14 protein-coding genes are annotated in these 14,556 nt (G+C 34.5%); 7 read left to right on the forward strand and 7 right to left on the reverse strand.

Going from position 1 to position 14,556, the window contains the following annotated elements; all coding sequences use genetic code 11:
* The first annotated feature begins 1 nt into the window (after window position 1).
* Window positions 2–2,728 (forward strand): AsmA-like C-terminal region-containing protein, encoded by a 2,727-nt coding sequence (locus BW936_RS05780; RefSeq protein ID WP_076547333.1) that lies wholly within the window; start codon window positions 2–4, stop codon window positions 2,726–2,728.
* Here BW936_RS05780 and BW936_RS05785 read toward each other — a convergent pair.
* Window positions 2,721–3,515 (reverse strand): DUF2797 domain-containing protein, encoded by a 795-nt coding sequence (locus BW936_RS05785; protein WP_076547334.1) that lies wholly within the window; start codon window positions 3,513–3,515, stop codon window positions 2,721–2,723. The two genes, BW936_RS05780 and BW936_RS05785, sit on opposite strands and share 8 nt — an antisense overlap.
* A gap of 79 nt (window positions 3,516–3,594) precedes the next feature.
* On the opposite strand from BW936_RS05785, the gene BW936_RS05790 reads away from it, so the two are divergent.
* The gene (locus BW936_RS05790) at window positions 3,595–5,109 is read left to right on the forward strand and encodes a GH3 auxin-responsive promoter family protein (protein WP_076547335.1); all 1,515 of its coding nucleotides are present in this window, start codon (window positions 3,595–3,597) and stop codon (window positions 5,107–5,109) included.
* 253 nt (window positions 5,110–5,362) lie between these two features.
* Window positions 5,363–5,920 (forward strand): hypothetical protein, encoded by a 558-nt coding sequence (locus BW936_RS05795; RefSeq protein ID WP_076547969.1) that lies wholly within the window; start codon window positions 5,363–5,365, stop codon window positions 5,918–5,920.
* Between the two features lie 81 nt (window positions 5,921–6,001).
* Here the strand turns inward: BW936_RS05795 and clpX are convergent, their stop codons facing one another.
* The 6 genes from clpX to BW936_RS05825 form a co-directional block, all read right to left on the reverse strand.
* Complete coding sequence (gene clpX, locus BW936_RS05800) at window positions 6,002–7,237, reverse strand: ATP-dependent Clp protease ATP-binding subunit ClpX (protein ID WP_076547336.1); 1,236 nt, start codon at window positions 7,235–7,237, stop codon at window positions 6,002–6,004.
* Window positions 7,238–7,324: 87 nt separating this feature from the next.
* Window positions 7,325–8,005 (reverse strand): ATP-dependent Clp endopeptidase proteolytic subunit ClpP, encoded by a 681-nt coding sequence (gene clpP / locus BW936_RS05805; RefSeq protein WP_076547337.1) that lies wholly within the window; start codon window positions 8,003–8,005, stop codon window positions 7,325–7,327.
* Window positions 8,006–8,092: 87 nt separating this feature from the next.
* Window positions 8,093–9,415 carry a trigger factor gene (gene tig / locus BW936_RS05810; protein WP_076547338.1) on the reverse strand — a complete coding sequence of 441 codons (1,323 nt, stop codon included), beginning with the start codon at window positions 9,413–9,415 and terminating at the stop codon, window positions 8,093–8,095.
* A 100-nt stretch (window positions 9,416–9,515) separates the two neighbouring features.
* Window positions 9,516–9,863, reverse strand: coding sequence for a phage holin family protein (locus BW936_RS05815; protein WP_076547339.1), 348 nt, complete (start codon window positions 9,861–9,863; stop codon window positions 9,516–9,518).
* Window positions 9,864–9,888: 25 nt separating this feature from the next.
* A complete protein-coding gene (locus tag BW936_RS05820; protein WP_076547340.1) occupies window positions 9,889–10,665 on the reverse strand; it encodes an alpha/beta fold hydrolase in 777 nt (258 codons plus the stop codon).
* Entirely contained in the window at window positions 10,662–11,375 is a 714-nt protein-coding gene (locus tag BW936_RS05825) for a pyridoxine 5'-phosphate synthase (RefSeq protein ID WP_076547341.1), read from the reverse strand. The genes BW936_RS05820 and BW936_RS05825 overlap by 4 nt, the downstream gene beginning before the upstream one ends.
* A 92-nt stretch (window positions 11,376–11,467) precedes the next feature.
* Here BW936_RS05825 and BW936_RS05830 point away from each other — a divergent pair, with 92 nt between their 5' ends.
* From BW936_RS05830 to BW936_RS05845, 4 genes are all read left to right on the forward strand, one after another.
* Entirely contained in the window at window positions 11,468–12,124 is a 657-nt protein-coding gene (locus tag BW936_RS05830) for a CBS domain-containing protein (RefSeq protein WP_076547342.1), read from the forward strand.
* A gap of 1 nt (window position 12,125) precedes the next feature.
* Window positions 12,126–13,007, forward strand: coding sequence for an NAD kinase (locus BW936_RS05835; RefSeq protein ID WP_076547970.1), 882 nt, complete (start codon window positions 12,126–12,128; stop codon window positions 13,005–13,007).
* 113 nt (window positions 13,008–13,120) lie between these two features.
* Window positions 13,121–13,807, forward strand: a complete 687-nt coding sequence (gene porG, locus BW936_RS05840; RefSeq protein ID WP_076547343.1) for a type IX secretion system protein PorG — start codon at window positions 13,121–13,123, stop codon at window positions 13,805–13,807.
* Between the two features lie 8 nt (window positions 13,808–13,815).
* Window positions 13,816–14,556 carry an isoprenyl transferase gene (locus BW936_RS05845; protein ID WP_076547344.1) on the forward strand — a complete coding sequence of 247 codons (741 nt, stop codon included), beginning with the start codon at window positions 13,816–13,818 and terminating at the stop codon, window positions 14,554–14,556.

Raw genomic sequence — 14,556 nt, forward strand, 5'->3', positions numbered from 1 at the left:
TATGGGTAAGAAAATTTTAAAAATTGTTGGAGTATTATTAGTGGTCATTACTGCGGTTTTAATTGCAGCTCCTTTCTTCTTAGAAGCTAAAATAGGGGAGATTATAAAAAATAATGTTAACCAGAATGTGAATGCTACTTTAGATTTCTCAGAGGCTAACTTAAGTTTGGTCAGTAGTTTTCCTAATGCAGAAGTAGATTTTAAAAATGTTGTTTTATTGAATAAAGCTCCTTTTGAAGGGGATACGTTGTTTAAGGCTAAAAATTTAGACTTAACCATGGGTATTATGCAATTGTTTAAAAATAAGGGAGATGCAATTGCAATTAATAATATCAATTTAGATGGCGCATTTATTAATGTAGTTGTTGATAAGGACGAAAATGCCAATTTTGATATTGCAAAGCCTTCAGAGACAACTGTTACTACTGAAGAACCTAGCTCAACAGATGGTTTTAATTTAGATTTGCAGTCCTATGAAATTACGAATACAAGAATTTATTATACTGATAATTCTACAGGTGTAGTTTTTAAATTGGACGATTTTCAACATAAAGGAGCTGGTGATTTATCTTTGGCTACTTCTGAATTAGACACACATACCAATGCTCTTATTTCCTTGGAAATGGATAGTGTTAACTATTTAAACAAGAATAAAATTAAGTTAGATGCCCTTGTAGGTATAGATTTAAATGAAAATAAATACTCTTTTTTAAAGAATGAGGCATTACTAAATCAGTTGCCCTTGGTGTTCGATGGTTTTATTAAATTAAACGAAACCAACCAAGAAGTAGATGTAACGTTTAAAACTCCTTCTTCAAATTTTAAAAATTTCTTAGGGGTTATTCCAGAAGTGTACTCTAAGAATATAGAAGATGTAACTACTACAGGTGATTTTGCTGTTAACGGTAATTTTAAGGGTGTTGTAGATGAAGCACATATTCCAACTTTTCATATTGAATTAAAATCAGACAATGCGTCATTTAAATATCCAGATTTACCTAAAGCCGTTAGTAATGTTTTTTTTGATATTCAGTTAGATAATAAAACCGGTATTGCAGAAGATACTTATGTAAATATAAATAAGGCTTCCTTTAAAATTGATGAAGATAAGTTCAATCTTACTTCAAATATTACGGAGTTAATGGGCAATACTAAAGTTAAAGCGCATATAAAAGGTGCCATGAACTTGGCAAATATCTCTAAGGCGTACCCTATACCTGAAGAATATGATTTAAAAGGTATGTTGAAAGCGGATATCACTACGGCGTTTGATATGCAATCTGTAGAGAAAGAGCAGTATGAAAAAACAAATACTACTGGAGACTTAAGCTTAACTGATTTTGAATATCATTCTGACGAGCTTGCAAATCCTGTAAAATTTAAAGCGGCACTTTTAACTTTTAACCCTAAAACGGTTACTTTAAATAGTCTAAATGGTACCACGGGTACTACAGATTTTGATGCAACCGGTACGATCAATAATCTGTTAGGGTTTATGTTCAACGATGAAAAAGTTGAAGGTAACTTCAATTTAAAATCTAACACTTTTGCTATAAGCGATTTTATGGTTGCAGAGACGGAGACCCCAGTTTCTTCAAATGAAGGTCGTACAACCAGTGAAGGTACTGTTGAAGAAGAAAAAATTAAAATTCCATCTTTTTTAGATGCGACGATTAATGCAGAAGCTAAAAAGGTAATTTATGATGACCTTGTTTTAAGCGAGGTTAAGGGGGTTTTAAAAATTAAAGATGAAACTGCTACCCTTAGTAATATGACGGCCGGTATGTTTGGTGGTAAAATTGGGTTTAATGGTAATGTATCTACTAAAAATGAGACTCCGACTTTTAATATGAAGTTAGATTTAAATAAGTTGGGTATTCAAGAAACTTTTGCGTCGGTAGATTTGTTCCAAAGCATTGCGCCTATCGCTAAAATGTTGAAGGGTAAATTGACTTCTGATATTTCTTTGTCAGGTAATTTGACCAATGATTTAGTGCCAAATTTATTGTCATTAAGCGGAGATTTATTCGCCGACCTAATGACTGAAGAAATAAATACAGAAGACGCACCTGTATTAAATTCATTAGTTTCCAACTTGAGTTTTATCGATTTAAAACAATTGAATTTAAAAGACTTAAAAACATCATTGTCTTTTAACGATGGAGTAGTGGTAGTAAAGCCTTTCACATTAAATTATAAAGACATTGCCATTAATGTTGATGGTAGCCACTCATTTGATCAAAAACTTAACTATAAGGCAACTTTGCAAGTGCCAGCAAAGTATTTGGGTTCAGATATTAATAGCTTGATTGCAAAAATAGATGACCCTTCTTTAGCTGATTTGACAATACCTGTAGTGGCAAATGTTAGTGGTTTTTATAAAAGTCCTAAAGTTACAACTGATATGACTACTGGCGTAAAGCAGTTAACGGCTAAACTGATTGAAGTTGAGAAGCAAAAGCTAATCACTAAGGGCACAGATAAAGCAAAAGATATAATTGGGGGATTAATAAATGGAAATAAAACCTCCCCAGATTCTACGGGTCAAAAAACGACTACAAAAGACATTTTAGGAGGTATTTTATCTACCAAGAAAGATACTGCAACGTCAGGTACGGCAAAGAAAGATTCTATACCTGCGCCAACGGAAAAGGAAGAAGTTAAAAAAATGGCGAAAGATATCTTAGGGGGCTTATTTGGGAACAAGAAAAAAGATAGTACTAATTAATGGTTAGCCCAACGTAAAAGCCTTCACTGCCCCTTACATTGAAGACAGTATTGTCTTCAAAAATGAGGTACTGACCTTTAATTCCTTTTAGCTTGCCTTCAAAAGAAGGGGTTTTAGTTAGGTTAAGGCTTTTGACCTTAGTTGGGTATTGCAATACGGGAAATTGCATCTCTGTCTCTGTGTTAGATTCTAAGAAATAGGTTAGGGCCTCCTCTGGTATATATTGTTTTAATTTATTACGCCATTCTTGTAGATTTTCATCTACAACATTATTGGTAAGCATAGTGCGCCAATTGGTTTTGTCGCCTACGTGATCTTTAAGGGCAACTTCAGTGATACCTGCCAAATATCTATTGGGAACTTCTACAATTTCAATAGCTTCATGCGCGCCTTGGTCAATCCACCGTGTTGGAATTTGTCCCTTTCTGGTAACGCCCACTTTTACATTGCTAGAGTTTGCCAAATAAACAATGTGTGGTTGTAGTTGCACTTTTTTCTCGTAAGCCAGATCTCTATCTTCTTGGTCCAAATGTGCTTTGCTTAATTCTGGTCTCATGATCCAATCTCCAGCAGAAGGTATTTCAAAAAAACATGTTTTGCAAAACCCTTGTCTGTAAATAGGTCGGTCATTACCGCAATTTAGACATTGATGTTTTATGAACTCTATTTTTAGTGTTCTGTCCAGAACTTGATTTACATTTAAAAAATCAGATTCAAACAGCATATAATATTGAATAGGACTTCCTATTTCTGTCTGCATTTTTCTAAGTACTCCCTCGTATTGCATGTAAATTTGGCTTATTGAATTATCAATTTGAAAATGATAGTTAGATGCGCTATTTTTATCAACACAAAGATACCTATAAATGCCAATTACCCTATTTAATTCAATTGCCTCTTGGTTACTTAAAAAACGATATCACCAGATAGAACTTTTTTTGAAATATCCAGATGAGGTTCAAGAAGAGGTTTTGTTGCAGTTACTTGAATTTGCAGAAGATACTGAGGTTGGTAGAACCTATGATTTTGAGTCTATTAAATCATACAATGATTTTAAAGAACGGCTACCTATAGTTTCTTATGAAGAAATTCAACCCATCATAGAACGTACTAGAAGAGGTGAACAAAACCTATTTTGGCCAACCAAAGTTAAGTTGTTTGCTAAAAGTAGTGGTACAACAGATGCTAAAAGTAAATTTATACCGGTCAGTGGCGAAGCGTTAGAAGATTGCCATTATAAATCAAGTAAAGATTTGTTGTGTCTTTATTTAAATAACAATGAAAACTCACAACTATTTACCGGCAAGAGTTTGCGTTTAGGGGGTAGTAAAGAGCTCTATGAGGACAATGGTTCTTTATTTGGTGACCTGTCTGCTATTTTAATAGATAATATGCCATTATGGGCAGAGTATAGTAGTACACCAAGTAATAAGGTGTCATTAATGAGTGAATGGGAAAGTAAGCTTATGGCTATCATTCATGAAAGTGTTCAGGAGAATGTAACAAGTTTGGCCGGTGTGCCTTCTTGGATGTTAGTTTTAATGAATAAGGTACTTGAGGAAACTGGTAAAGAAAATCTTTTTCAAGTTTGGCAAAATTTAGAGGTTTACTTTCATGGAGGGGTTAGCTTTAACCCTTATAAAGAGCAGTACAAAAAGATCCTTCCGAGTAGTAATTTTAGGTACTATGAAATCTATAATGCTTCTGAAGGCTTCTTTGCTATACAAGATAGAAATGATGCCGATGATTTATTGTTGATGTTAGATTACGGGATTTTCTATGAGTTTATTCCAATGGATGTTTACGGTTCTTTGAAGGAAGAGGCACTACCGTTATGGGAAATTGAAGTGGATAAGAATTATGCCATAATAATTACCACCAATTCGGGCTTATGGCGTTATAAAATTGGTGATACGGTACGTTTTACTTCTAAAAGTCCGTATAGGATTAAAGTTACAGGTCGTACTAAACATCATATTAATGTTTTTGGAGAAGAGTTGATTATAGAGAATGCCGAGGAGGCTTTAAAAATAACTTGTGCAAAAACCAATGCTGAAATCATTGACTATACGGCCGGCCCCGTTTTTATGATGGGTAAAGAAAAAGGAGCTCACGAGTGGATAATAGAGTTTAGAACTTTACCAAAGGATTTCAATGCATTTGTAGAGATCTTTGATAACGCTTTAAAATCGCTCAACTCAGATTATGAAGCCAAGAGGCTTAATAATATCACATTGAATTCTCCAAGAGTTCATTGTGCACGTAAAAACCTGTTTTACGATTGGTTAAAAAGGAATAACAAACTTGGGGGTCAACATAAAATTCCAAGGCTTTCTAATAAAAGAGACTATTTAGAAGAGCTTTTGCTAATGAACAAGTAATTTGCTCTATACACACTAAATATTAACCTAATTACAATAAACTTTAATATTTACTGAATACATGCCATACATTTGTCTTGGTTAAGGGAGCTTTTGTGTAACACCTAAGATGTATTAATTTTTGTCTTTGTAATTATAGAAGGAAGGGACTACATCGATAATTTTAAGCGTGTAAACAATTAAATAGCTGTAAGTGAATTTATTATTTAAACTTGCTTTAGTATTACCTAACCAAACTATAAATACTATTATTATGGCAGAGAAATTAATAATTGTTTCCGATATGTGGGGCGCTAAGAAAGGGTTGTGGATTACTTCATATTTAGGGTATTTACAACAGTATTTTGATATTACATTTTATGATAGCCAACAGCTTGCTAATCTAGATATTCTAATCCAAACAGAGGAGAATGTACATAGCGCTTTTATAAACGGGGGAATTGATACGGCCGTATCTCATTTGCTGAAAAAAGAAACACAACCTTGTTACTATTTAGCATTTAGTACTGGTGCATCAATTATTTGGGAAGCGGCCAAAAAAGGGTTACCGGTTAAATCATTGTACGGAGTGTCCCCTACTAGAATTCGAAAAAAGAATGAAAGACCAAGTGTTCCATTTCAATTAGTTTATGGTGCTAATGATAAATTTAGACCAAGTGAAGAATGGGCAGATAGGTTAGGTGTAGAAATGGAAGTTGTACCTAATTATGGGCATACTTTATATACTGATGAGAAAATTATTCAAAAAGTATGTATGGATCTATTACAGGAAGTAACGCAAATTGCCCCACAGATAAAAAAAGTGGTCTGAAAATAATATAAGAGTACGTCATATAAAAAAAGCGAAGATTTAAATCTTCGCTTTTTTTATATGTTATATTTCGTAAAAATATTATGAAACCGCCTTTAGCTTTTTGATGGTATCGTAAGACAACATTTGTTCGGCATAAGGTTTTGTTACTTTAAAGTTGGTGTCACCTGAACTTGGCATTTCAAACATTGCATCTGTAAAGATTGCTTCACAAAGAGATCTTAGCCCTCTTGCTCCAAGCTTGTATTCAATGGCTTTGTCTACAATATAGTCTAAAGCCTGATCTGTAATGCTGAATGTAATATCATCCATAGCAAACAGTTTTTCATATTGTTTAATGATCGCATTCTTAGGTTCGGTCAAGATAGCTCTTAAGGTCTTCTTGTCTAACGGATTCATATGGGTAAGGACTGGAAGCCTACCAATGATTTCGGGTATAAGTCCAAAATCTTTTAAATCTTTAGGTATAATATACTGCAATAAGTTATTATCATCTAAAAAGTTATCTGATTTTGAGGCACTATAACCTACCGCTTGCATGTTTAAACGCTTTGTTATTGCTCGTTCAATGCCATCAAAAGCTCCGCCTGCAATAAATAAGATGTTTTCTGTGTTTACTTCAATGAATTTTTGATCAGGGTGTTTTCTTCCTCCTTTAGGCGGAACATTTACAGAAGTGCCTTCCAGTAATTTTAAAAGCCCTTGTTGAACTCCTTCTCCAGATACATCTCTTGTAATTGAAGGGTTATCGCTCTTACGGGCAATTTTATCGATTTCATCAATAAAAACAATGCCTCTTTCTGCTTTTTCTAGATTATAATCTGCCGCTTGTAAAAGGCGGGTAAGAATACTTTCTACATCTTCACCTACATAACCAGCTTCGGTCAATACGGTTGCGTCAACAATAGCTAATGGTACATTTAGTAACTTGGCAATAGTTTTTGCCATTAAGGTCTTACCTGTACCGGTTTGACCCACCATTATGATGTTACTTTTTTGAATTTCTACATCATCTTCTTGAGAAGAAGGTTGTAGTAATCTTTTGTAGTGATTGTAAACTGCAACGGACATCACCTTTTTGGTACGTTCCTGTCCTATGATAAAAGTGTCTAAGAAATCTTTAATTTCTTGAGGCTTTTTCAAAACAAGTTCAGAAGAAAGGTCATTGGTCTTTGTCTGTTTTGATTCTTCGGCAACAATGCCGTGAGCTTGTTCAATACAACGGTCACATATATGTGCGTCCAAGCCAGCTATCAATAAATTTGTTTCAGGCTTTTTTCTACCGCAAAATGAACACTCTAAATTTTCCTTTGCCATTATCTATCTTCTCTATTCTATTCCTTAACGATCAAAAATCGTTTTTGGTTTAAAAATCATTTATTTCTTTGATTCCATCAGTCGGAATTATTTCTTCTCCCTTACCAAAATTTCATCAATCATACCGTATTTAAGTGCTTCGTCTGCCTTCATCCAGTAGTCACGGTCACTATCATCACGTACTTTTTCTATATCACTGCCAGAATGTTCTGCTATGATCTGGTATAATTCGTCTTTTAACTTTAAGATCTCTCTAGCTGTAATTTCAATATCACTTGCTTGACCTTGAGCACCACCCATGGGTTGGTGTATCATAACACGGGAGTGTTGTAATCCACTTCGTTTTCCTTTTTCACCTGCACATAAAAGAACAGCTCCCATAGAGGCGGCCATACCTGTACAGATAGTGGCAACATCAGGGGTAATAAACTGCATGGTATCATAAATACCTAAACCTGCATATACGCTACCACCTGGTGAGTTGATGTAAATTTGAATATCTTTTTTAGCATCAACACTAGCTAAAAATAATAATTGTGCTTGTATGATGTTGGCTACTTGGTCATTGATGCCGGTACCCATAAAAATGATGCGGTCCATCATTAAACGTGAATAAACGTCCATGGCAACGATATTCATAGAGCGCTCTTCAATTATGTTCGGCGTCATGTTCGTTGGGTACATGCTGCTCATTATAGAATCATAATATGTGCTGCTAATACCTTGGTCGTTTATAGCGAAATTCTTGAATTCTTTTCCGTAATCCATAAATTGTATGTCTATTTTTTAGAGTAAAAAAAGGTGCCGAAAATTTCATTTCCGGCACCGTAAAGATACTTAATTTATTGTTGGAATTTATCCGTAAACTTCTTTCACGAAATTTTCATAGGTAACTTCCTTTGTCTTAAGGTTTGCCTTTTCTTTGTAAAGATTCAATAATTTCTGACTCATCAACTGTTCAGATAGTCTTTTTACTTCATCTTGGTTGCCAAGTACACGTGCTGCAATGGTATCCAATTCTTCTTCTTTTGGATCCATCTGTCCAAATTGAGCCATTTGAGAACGGATAAATCCTTTAGAGAATTCTTTCAATTCATCAAACTGAACTTGTAGTTCATTATCCTTTATTATCTTACCTTCAATAAGTTGGTAGCGTAATCCTTTTTCAGATTTTCCAAACTCTTCAACAGCCTGCTCTTCAGACAATGGCTCTTCACCGGTCATTTGAATCCACTTTGTCAAGAACCCGGTTGGTAACTCAAATTTTGTATTATCAATGAAATATTCGGTAACGTCGTTCAATAGCTTTTGATCCGATTGTTGCTCAAATTGTTTTTCAGAATCTTCTTTGATACGCTCTTTTAATTCCTTCTCAGTTTTTACGCTGTCTGGACCAAAAAGCTTATCAAATAATTCTTGATTTAATTCAGCGGCCTCTCTTTCGTTAATTTCAGAAATAGTGAAAGTAACTTCAGTATCCAATGCTTCGGCTTTTTGTTTATCAATGCCTAAAGCGCTTGATAGCATGTGATCTTCATTGAATAAACCTTTTGTTTTCAAGGTAACTACATCGCCAACTTTTTTGCCATTTAAAGCATCTAAAGCCTTTTTGCTTTTTAACTTATCAGTCTCAAGCATAGTTTTGTTGTCTATTTCTTCAGCTTCATTAGTGAAAGTTCCACTTACTTCATCATTCTTGCTAACAACATCTTTACTTACAAGTTTACCGTATTGCTTTTGAATACGTTCTACTTGTTCGTCGATCATTTTTTCATCGGCAACAATTTTATATTGGGTAATCGCTTTTTTAGTTTTTAAGGAAACTTCAAAGTCAGGAGCTAATCCTAGTTCAAACTCAAAGGCCAATTCATCTTGATCCCAGTCAAAATTATCTTGTTGTTTTGGTAATGGGTTGCCTAAAACGTCTAGCTTTTCTTCTGTTAGGTATTTATTAAGATTGTCTTGCAACAATTTATTTACTTCGTCAACCAATACAGCTTTGCCATATTGCTTTTTTATAAGGCCCATAGGAACTTGGCCTTTTCTAAAACCAGGAATATTAGCTTGCTTCTTATAATCCTTTAAAACGGTGTCTACCTTGTCTTGGTAATCTTCTTTTGTGATAGCAACTTTAACTACTGCATTTAAATCGTCTATCTGCTCTTTCGTAATATTCATTCCTTAATATCTATTTGCATGTGTAAAATGGGATGCAAAAATACTACATTTTGTAAAGTCAACCAATTTTTTAAAGTATTGAATTTCAAATCACAAGCAACTATGACTTGTCGTCTTTTAACAGTGTAAAAAAGATTGATTGTAAAAATGATAGCAAGAGGCTAAAAATCAATGCCCACCAAATATTTCCAACGGCAAACCCGTCAATAAGTTTATCTGCTAATAAAATAATAATCGCATTAATGATTAAAAGAAAAAGACCAAAGGTGATTACGGTTACAGGTAGTGTTAGAATTACCAAAATAGGCTTTACTAATAGGTTTAAGATGCTTAAAACTACTGCTACGACTATAGCAGTAATAAAGCTGTTAACTGTCACAGTTGGTAGTATGTTGGCTAAAATAACAACGGCAACGGCACTTAATAGAATTCTTAAAATTAGTTTCATAGCTTATGGTATTATGTGATTATAATTATTCTTGATTTAAAAAGGTAATTGATTTTTTAAAGAACTGTTCGGGGTTTTCAGCATGTAACCAGTGTCCTGCATTGTCAATAGTTTCAACTGTTGCCTTGGGGAAATGACGTTGTATGATGCTGAAATCATTGTTGGTTACATATTCAGATTTATCCCCTCTTAAGAATAAGGTGTGACCATCAAAACTATCTGTACTGTTGATGTTGTCACCAATTTCTTCCATCTTTTCGCTCAGTACTTCCAAGTTAAATTTAAAGCATAATTTTTTGTCTTCATTTCTATGTAGGTTTTTTAATAGAAATTGTCTGATGCCCGGGTTAGAAAGATGTTTTTTTAATTGTTCGTCGGCGTCTTTTCTAGATTTTAAATTGGTGGTGTCTATGGCATTTAAGCCATTAATAATCTCTTGATGATGTGGTGGGTAATACTTTGGCGCAATGTCCGCTATAATTAATTTATTAACCCGTTCTGGGTAAGTGCATGCGAATTGCATGGCAGTCTTGCCGCCCATAGAATGTCCAATTAAGGCAGTGTTTTTTATGTTATGTTCATCTAAATAATTTAGAAAATCATTAGCAAGAATGTCATAGTTGAAATCTGGTGAATGAAAACTTTTGCCATGATTTCTTTGGTCGATAAGGTGTACACAGAATCCGTTTTCTGCGTATTGTGTACCTATTGTTTTCCAATTGTCAAGCATGCCTAGAAATCCGTGTAGAATACATAAAGGCTTACCTTCTCCTAAAATTACCGAATGTAATATCTGTTTCATTTTAATCTCTGTAAGTACATGTTAACTACATTGTCAAGTCCTAAGTATAGCGCTTCGCTAATAAGCGCATGACCTATAGATACTTCTAGTAAGTTAGGTATATTTTTAGCGAAATATTCAATATTGTCCAAACTTAGGTCGTGACCTGCATTAATGCCAATGCCTAATTCGTTGGCGCGTTTGGCAGCTTCAATAAATGGTTTTATCGCAGTTTCTTTATCTTTTGCGTAATCTGTAGCGTAACTTTCTGTGTATAATTCTATTCTATCTGTACCTACCGCTTTGGCTCCATCAATCATTTTTGGGTCTGGGTCAACAAAAATTGACGTACGAATACCGGCATCCTTAAAGGTTTTAATGACATCGGTTAAGAAGTCTTTGTTTGTAACGGTGTCCCAACCGGCATTAGAGGTGATAGCATCTACGGAGTCAGGTACCAGGGTTACTTGTTCTGGTTTCACTTCAAGAACCAATGCAATGAATTTGGGAACCGGGTTGCCTTCTATATTAAATTCTGTGGTTACCATCTTTTTTAAATCTCGTGCATCTTGGTACCTAATATGACGTTCGTCTGGTCGTGGATGAATGGTGATCCCTTGAGCACCAAAATCTTCTAAGTCTCTAGAAACCTTAAGTAAATCAGGTACATTTCCACCACGGGCATTTCTAAGGGTTGCAATTTTATTTACGTTAACACTAAGCTTTGTCATTATGTCTTATTTACCTTTTAAGAGCATCAAAAATACAAATAAGGCACGCCTTTTGATATTATTAATTGTTATTTTGCGTTATATATAGGTGTATGAATATTCAAGAACATATCATTACGAGCTTACCGACATTCGATATTAACGATGCCGCTGAAAAAGTGTTGGCTTTTTTTCATGACACTACTTATTCCCATATCGCTATTTTGGAGGATGGTAGATTTTTAGGGCTTTTTTCTGAGATTGATGCTGATGGGTTGATTAAAGGTTCTAGTGTTGAGGGGTTTAGGTATGATCTTCAAAGTTTTTTTGCGCGTAGAGATACCAATTGGTTAGATGTATTGGAGGTTTTTGCACGTAATGAAGCTAATTTGCTTCCGGTTCTTAACGAGAAAGAGGAAGTGACCGGTTATTATTGTTTAACTGATGTTGTAGCTGAATTTATAGATACACCGTTTTTTACCGATCCCGGTAGTATTCTGGTTGTGGCAAAGGGTGTTAAAGATTATTCCTTTAGTGAGATCGCGCAAATTGTTGAAAGTAATAACGCAAAATTGTTTGGTGGTTTTATAACCGACACTCAAAATGACGTTATTCAAGTAACCTTAAAAATCACTGCTAATAACTATAATAAGGTAGTGCAGACTTTTAGACGTTATAATTACCATATTATATTTGGTAATAGTGATGATGAATTTTTAGAAGATTTAAAAAACAGATCAGATTACTTAGATAAATATCTTAATGTATAATATGAAAGTAGCTGTTTACGGTCAAACCTATCAAGATAATGCCATTGAATACCTTATAGAACTGTTAGATGAGCTACAAACGGTGTCTGCTGAAGTTCATATAGAAAAAGATTTTTACGAATTATACCAATCCAAAGGTAATAGCCAGGCCTTTCCTGTTTTTACCATGGAAGAAGGGTTAAATGCTTCTTTTGATATGTTCGTTAGTTTTGGTGGTGATGGTACTATTTTAAGGGCAACAACCTTTGTGCGGGATTTAGGTATTCCTATTGTGGGTGTGAATACTGGAAGGTTAGGGTTTCTTTCAACCTTCAAAAAAGAAGATGTGCGTAAGGTGGTTCAGGAGTTTAAACAGGGTGCTTATACTGTAGTTGAACGTAGTTTGGTGCAGTTGAATACGGAAAAATTGAATGCCGAGTTTGGTGATTTAAATTTTGCGTTAAATGAAATTACCGTAAGTAGAAAAGAAACTACTTCTATGATTACGGTAGAAACATATTTAAATAATGAATATCTAACTTCTTACTGGGCAGACGGACTAATAATTTCCACTCCAACAGGGTCTACTGGGTATTCTTTAAGTTGTGGAGGACCGGTAATTGTGCCTACGGCAAAATCATTGGTATTGACCCCAATTGCACCGCATAACTTAAATGCAAGACCATTAGTAATTTCAGATGATACTGTTATTAGATTAAGGGTTTCCGGTAGAGAGGATAATCATTTGGTTTCTTTGGATTCAAGAATAGCATCGTTAGAAAATGGAGAGGAGATAACCATTAGCAAGGCACCTTATACCATTAAAATGATAGAATATACTTCAGAAAGTTTTTTAAAGACCTTAAGAAATAAGCTTCTTTGGGGTGAGGATAGGCGTAATTGAGCCAACTTTTAAACAATAATTGTCCTTAATCACTGTTTATCTTTTGAGAACATAAATATTATTGCAATTTCAAATTAACGTATTACATCTGCAATAATTGTAAAACCTATTTTATGCGTTACGTAGCGTTAGTATTATTGCTTTTTTCACTGTCAGTTTTGCAAGCCCAGACTTATGAGGTGGGTATTTTTGCCGGTGGTGCAAATACCATTGGTGATGTAGGTAGAACAGATTACCTATTGCCTTCCAATATTGCGTTTGGCGGCTTGTTTAAATGGAACAAAAGTAAAAGATATGCGTGGCGTGGTAGTTTAACTTATGGTAAGTTTACGGCAAATGATAGTAAGTCTAGTTCTGCCGCAAGGCAGCAAAGGGGTTATGTGGTAGATAATGCAATATTAGAAGGTTCTGTGGGTTTGGAATTTAACTTCGTAGAATATAATTTACATAAACTTGGTCCTGCTTTTACACCTTATTTATATACCGGTATCACCTATTTTAGGTATGAATATCAGTATTTTAACGGTGGAGTTCTGCAAGATATAAATCAAAAAGACGGAAGTTTTGCGGTGCCAATGACCGTTGGTTTTAAGTATCGTATCAATCAGTTTCTTATTTTTGGAGGCGAAATAGGTGCAAGGTATACCTTTACAGATAACTTAGATGGTAGTAATCCTGAAGGTTCTAACTTTGAAGAATTTAAATTCGGTAATATTTTTAGTGATGACTGGTATGTGTTTTCTGGTCTAACGCTAACGTATACTTTTGGAAGAAAGCCTTGTATGGACTGCTTTGAGTAAATTTTAAGATGGGTGATATAAACGAGATTGATAAACTAAATGTCCCAAGACATCTTGCTATTATTATGGATGGTAATGGCAGGTGGGCAAAGGAACGTGGTAAGCTAAGAGTTTTTGGTCATGAACATGGTGTAAAAACGGTCAGGATTGTTGTTGAGCAATGTGTTCAATTGAAAATTGATTACCTAACATTGTATACTTTTTCTACAGAAAATTGGAATAGGCCAAAGGTTGAAGTGCAAACACTTATGCGTTTATTGGTGTCTTCCTTAAAGAAAGAACTTAAAACTTTTAACAAAAATAATATACGTCTAAATACTATTGGCAATATAGCTGCATTACCAGCTAAGGCTTATAAGGAATTGGTAGATGTAATGGAGCAAACCAAACAAAACACGGGGATGACGTTGACTTTGGCTCTAAGTTATGGAGCTCGCGAAGAGTTGCAATCCATGGTAAAAGAGATAAGTACCAAAGTTAAAAATAATATAATTTCAATTGAAAACATTGACCAAGAAATTATAAATAACCATCTTTACACGCATGATTTGCCTGACGTAGACTTACTTATCCGTACTAGTGGAGAACATCGGATCAGCAATTTCTTATTATGGCAGATAGCGTATGCAGAGTTATATTTTATTGATGTATATTGGCCTGATTTTAGAGAGCATCATTTAGTTGAAGCCATAAAAAACTACCAGAACAGAGAACGAAGATTTGGAAAAACAAGCGAACAACTCACTTAA

The organism is Maribacter ulvicola (assembly GCF_900155985.1).
In the GTDB taxonomy this organism is placed as follows: domain Bacteria; phylum Bacteroidota; class Bacteroidia; order Flavobacteriales; family Flavobacteriaceae; genus Maribacter; species Maribacter ulvicola.

What these genes read in the sequence shown, in the direction of transcription:
- BW936_RS05780 (WP_076547333.1), top strand. Translation starts at nt 2, where the DNA reads ATGGGTAAGAAAATTTTAAAAATTGTTGGAGTATTATTAGTGGTCATT.
- BW936_RS05785 (WP_076547334.1), bottom strand. Translation starts at nt 3,515, where the DNA reads ATGCAATACGAGGGAGTACTTAGAAAAATGCAGACAGAAATAGGAAGT.
- BW936_RS05790 (WP_076547335.1), top strand. Translation starts at nt 3,595, where the DNA reads ATGCCAATTACCCTATTTAATTCAATTGCCTCTTGGTTACTTAAAAAA.
- BW936_RS05795 (WP_076547969.1), top strand. Translation starts at nt 5,363, where the DNA reads ATGGCAGAGAAATTAATAATTGTTTCCGATATGTGGGGCGCTAAGAAA.
- clpX (WP_076547336.1), bottom strand. Translation starts at nt 7,237, where the DNA reads ATGGCAAAGGAAAATTTAGAGTGTTCATTTTGCGGTAGAAAAAAGCCT.
- clpP (WP_076547337.1), bottom strand. Translation starts at nt 8,005, where the DNA reads ATGGATTACGGAAAAGAATTCAAGAATTTCGCTATAAACGACCAAGGT.
- tig (WP_076547338.1), bottom strand. Translation starts at nt 9,415, where the DNA reads ATGAATATTACGAAAGAGCAGATAGACGATTTAAATGCAGTAGTTAAA.
- BW936_RS05815 (WP_076547339.1), bottom strand. Translation starts at nt 9,863, where the DNA reads ATGAAACTAATTTTAAGAATTCTATTAAGTGCCGTTGCCGTTGTTATT.
- BW936_RS05820 (WP_076547340.1), bottom strand. Translation starts at nt 10,665, where the DNA reads ATGAAACAGATATTACATTCGGTAATTTTAGGAGAAGGTAAGCCTTTA.
- BW936_RS05825 (WP_076547341.1), bottom strand. Translation starts at nt 11,375, where the DNA reads ATGACAAAGCTTAGTGTTAACGTAAATAAAATTGCAACCCTTAGAAAT.
- BW936_RS05830 (WP_076547342.1), top strand. Translation starts at nt 11,468, where the DNA reads ATGAATATTCAAGAACATATCATTACGAGCTTACCGACATTCGATATT.
- BW936_RS05835 (WP_076547970.1), top strand. Translation starts at nt 12,126, where the DNA reads ATGAAAGTAGCTGTTTACGGTCAAACCTATCAAGATAATGCCATTGAA.
- porG (WP_076547343.1), top strand. Translation starts at nt 13,121, where the DNA reads ATGCGTTACGTAGCGTTAGTATTATTGCTTTTTTCACTGTCAGTTTTG.
- BW936_RS05845 (WP_076547344.1), top strand. Translation starts at nt 13,816, where the DNA reads ATGGGTGATATAAACGAGATTGATAAACTAAATGTCCCAAGACATCTT.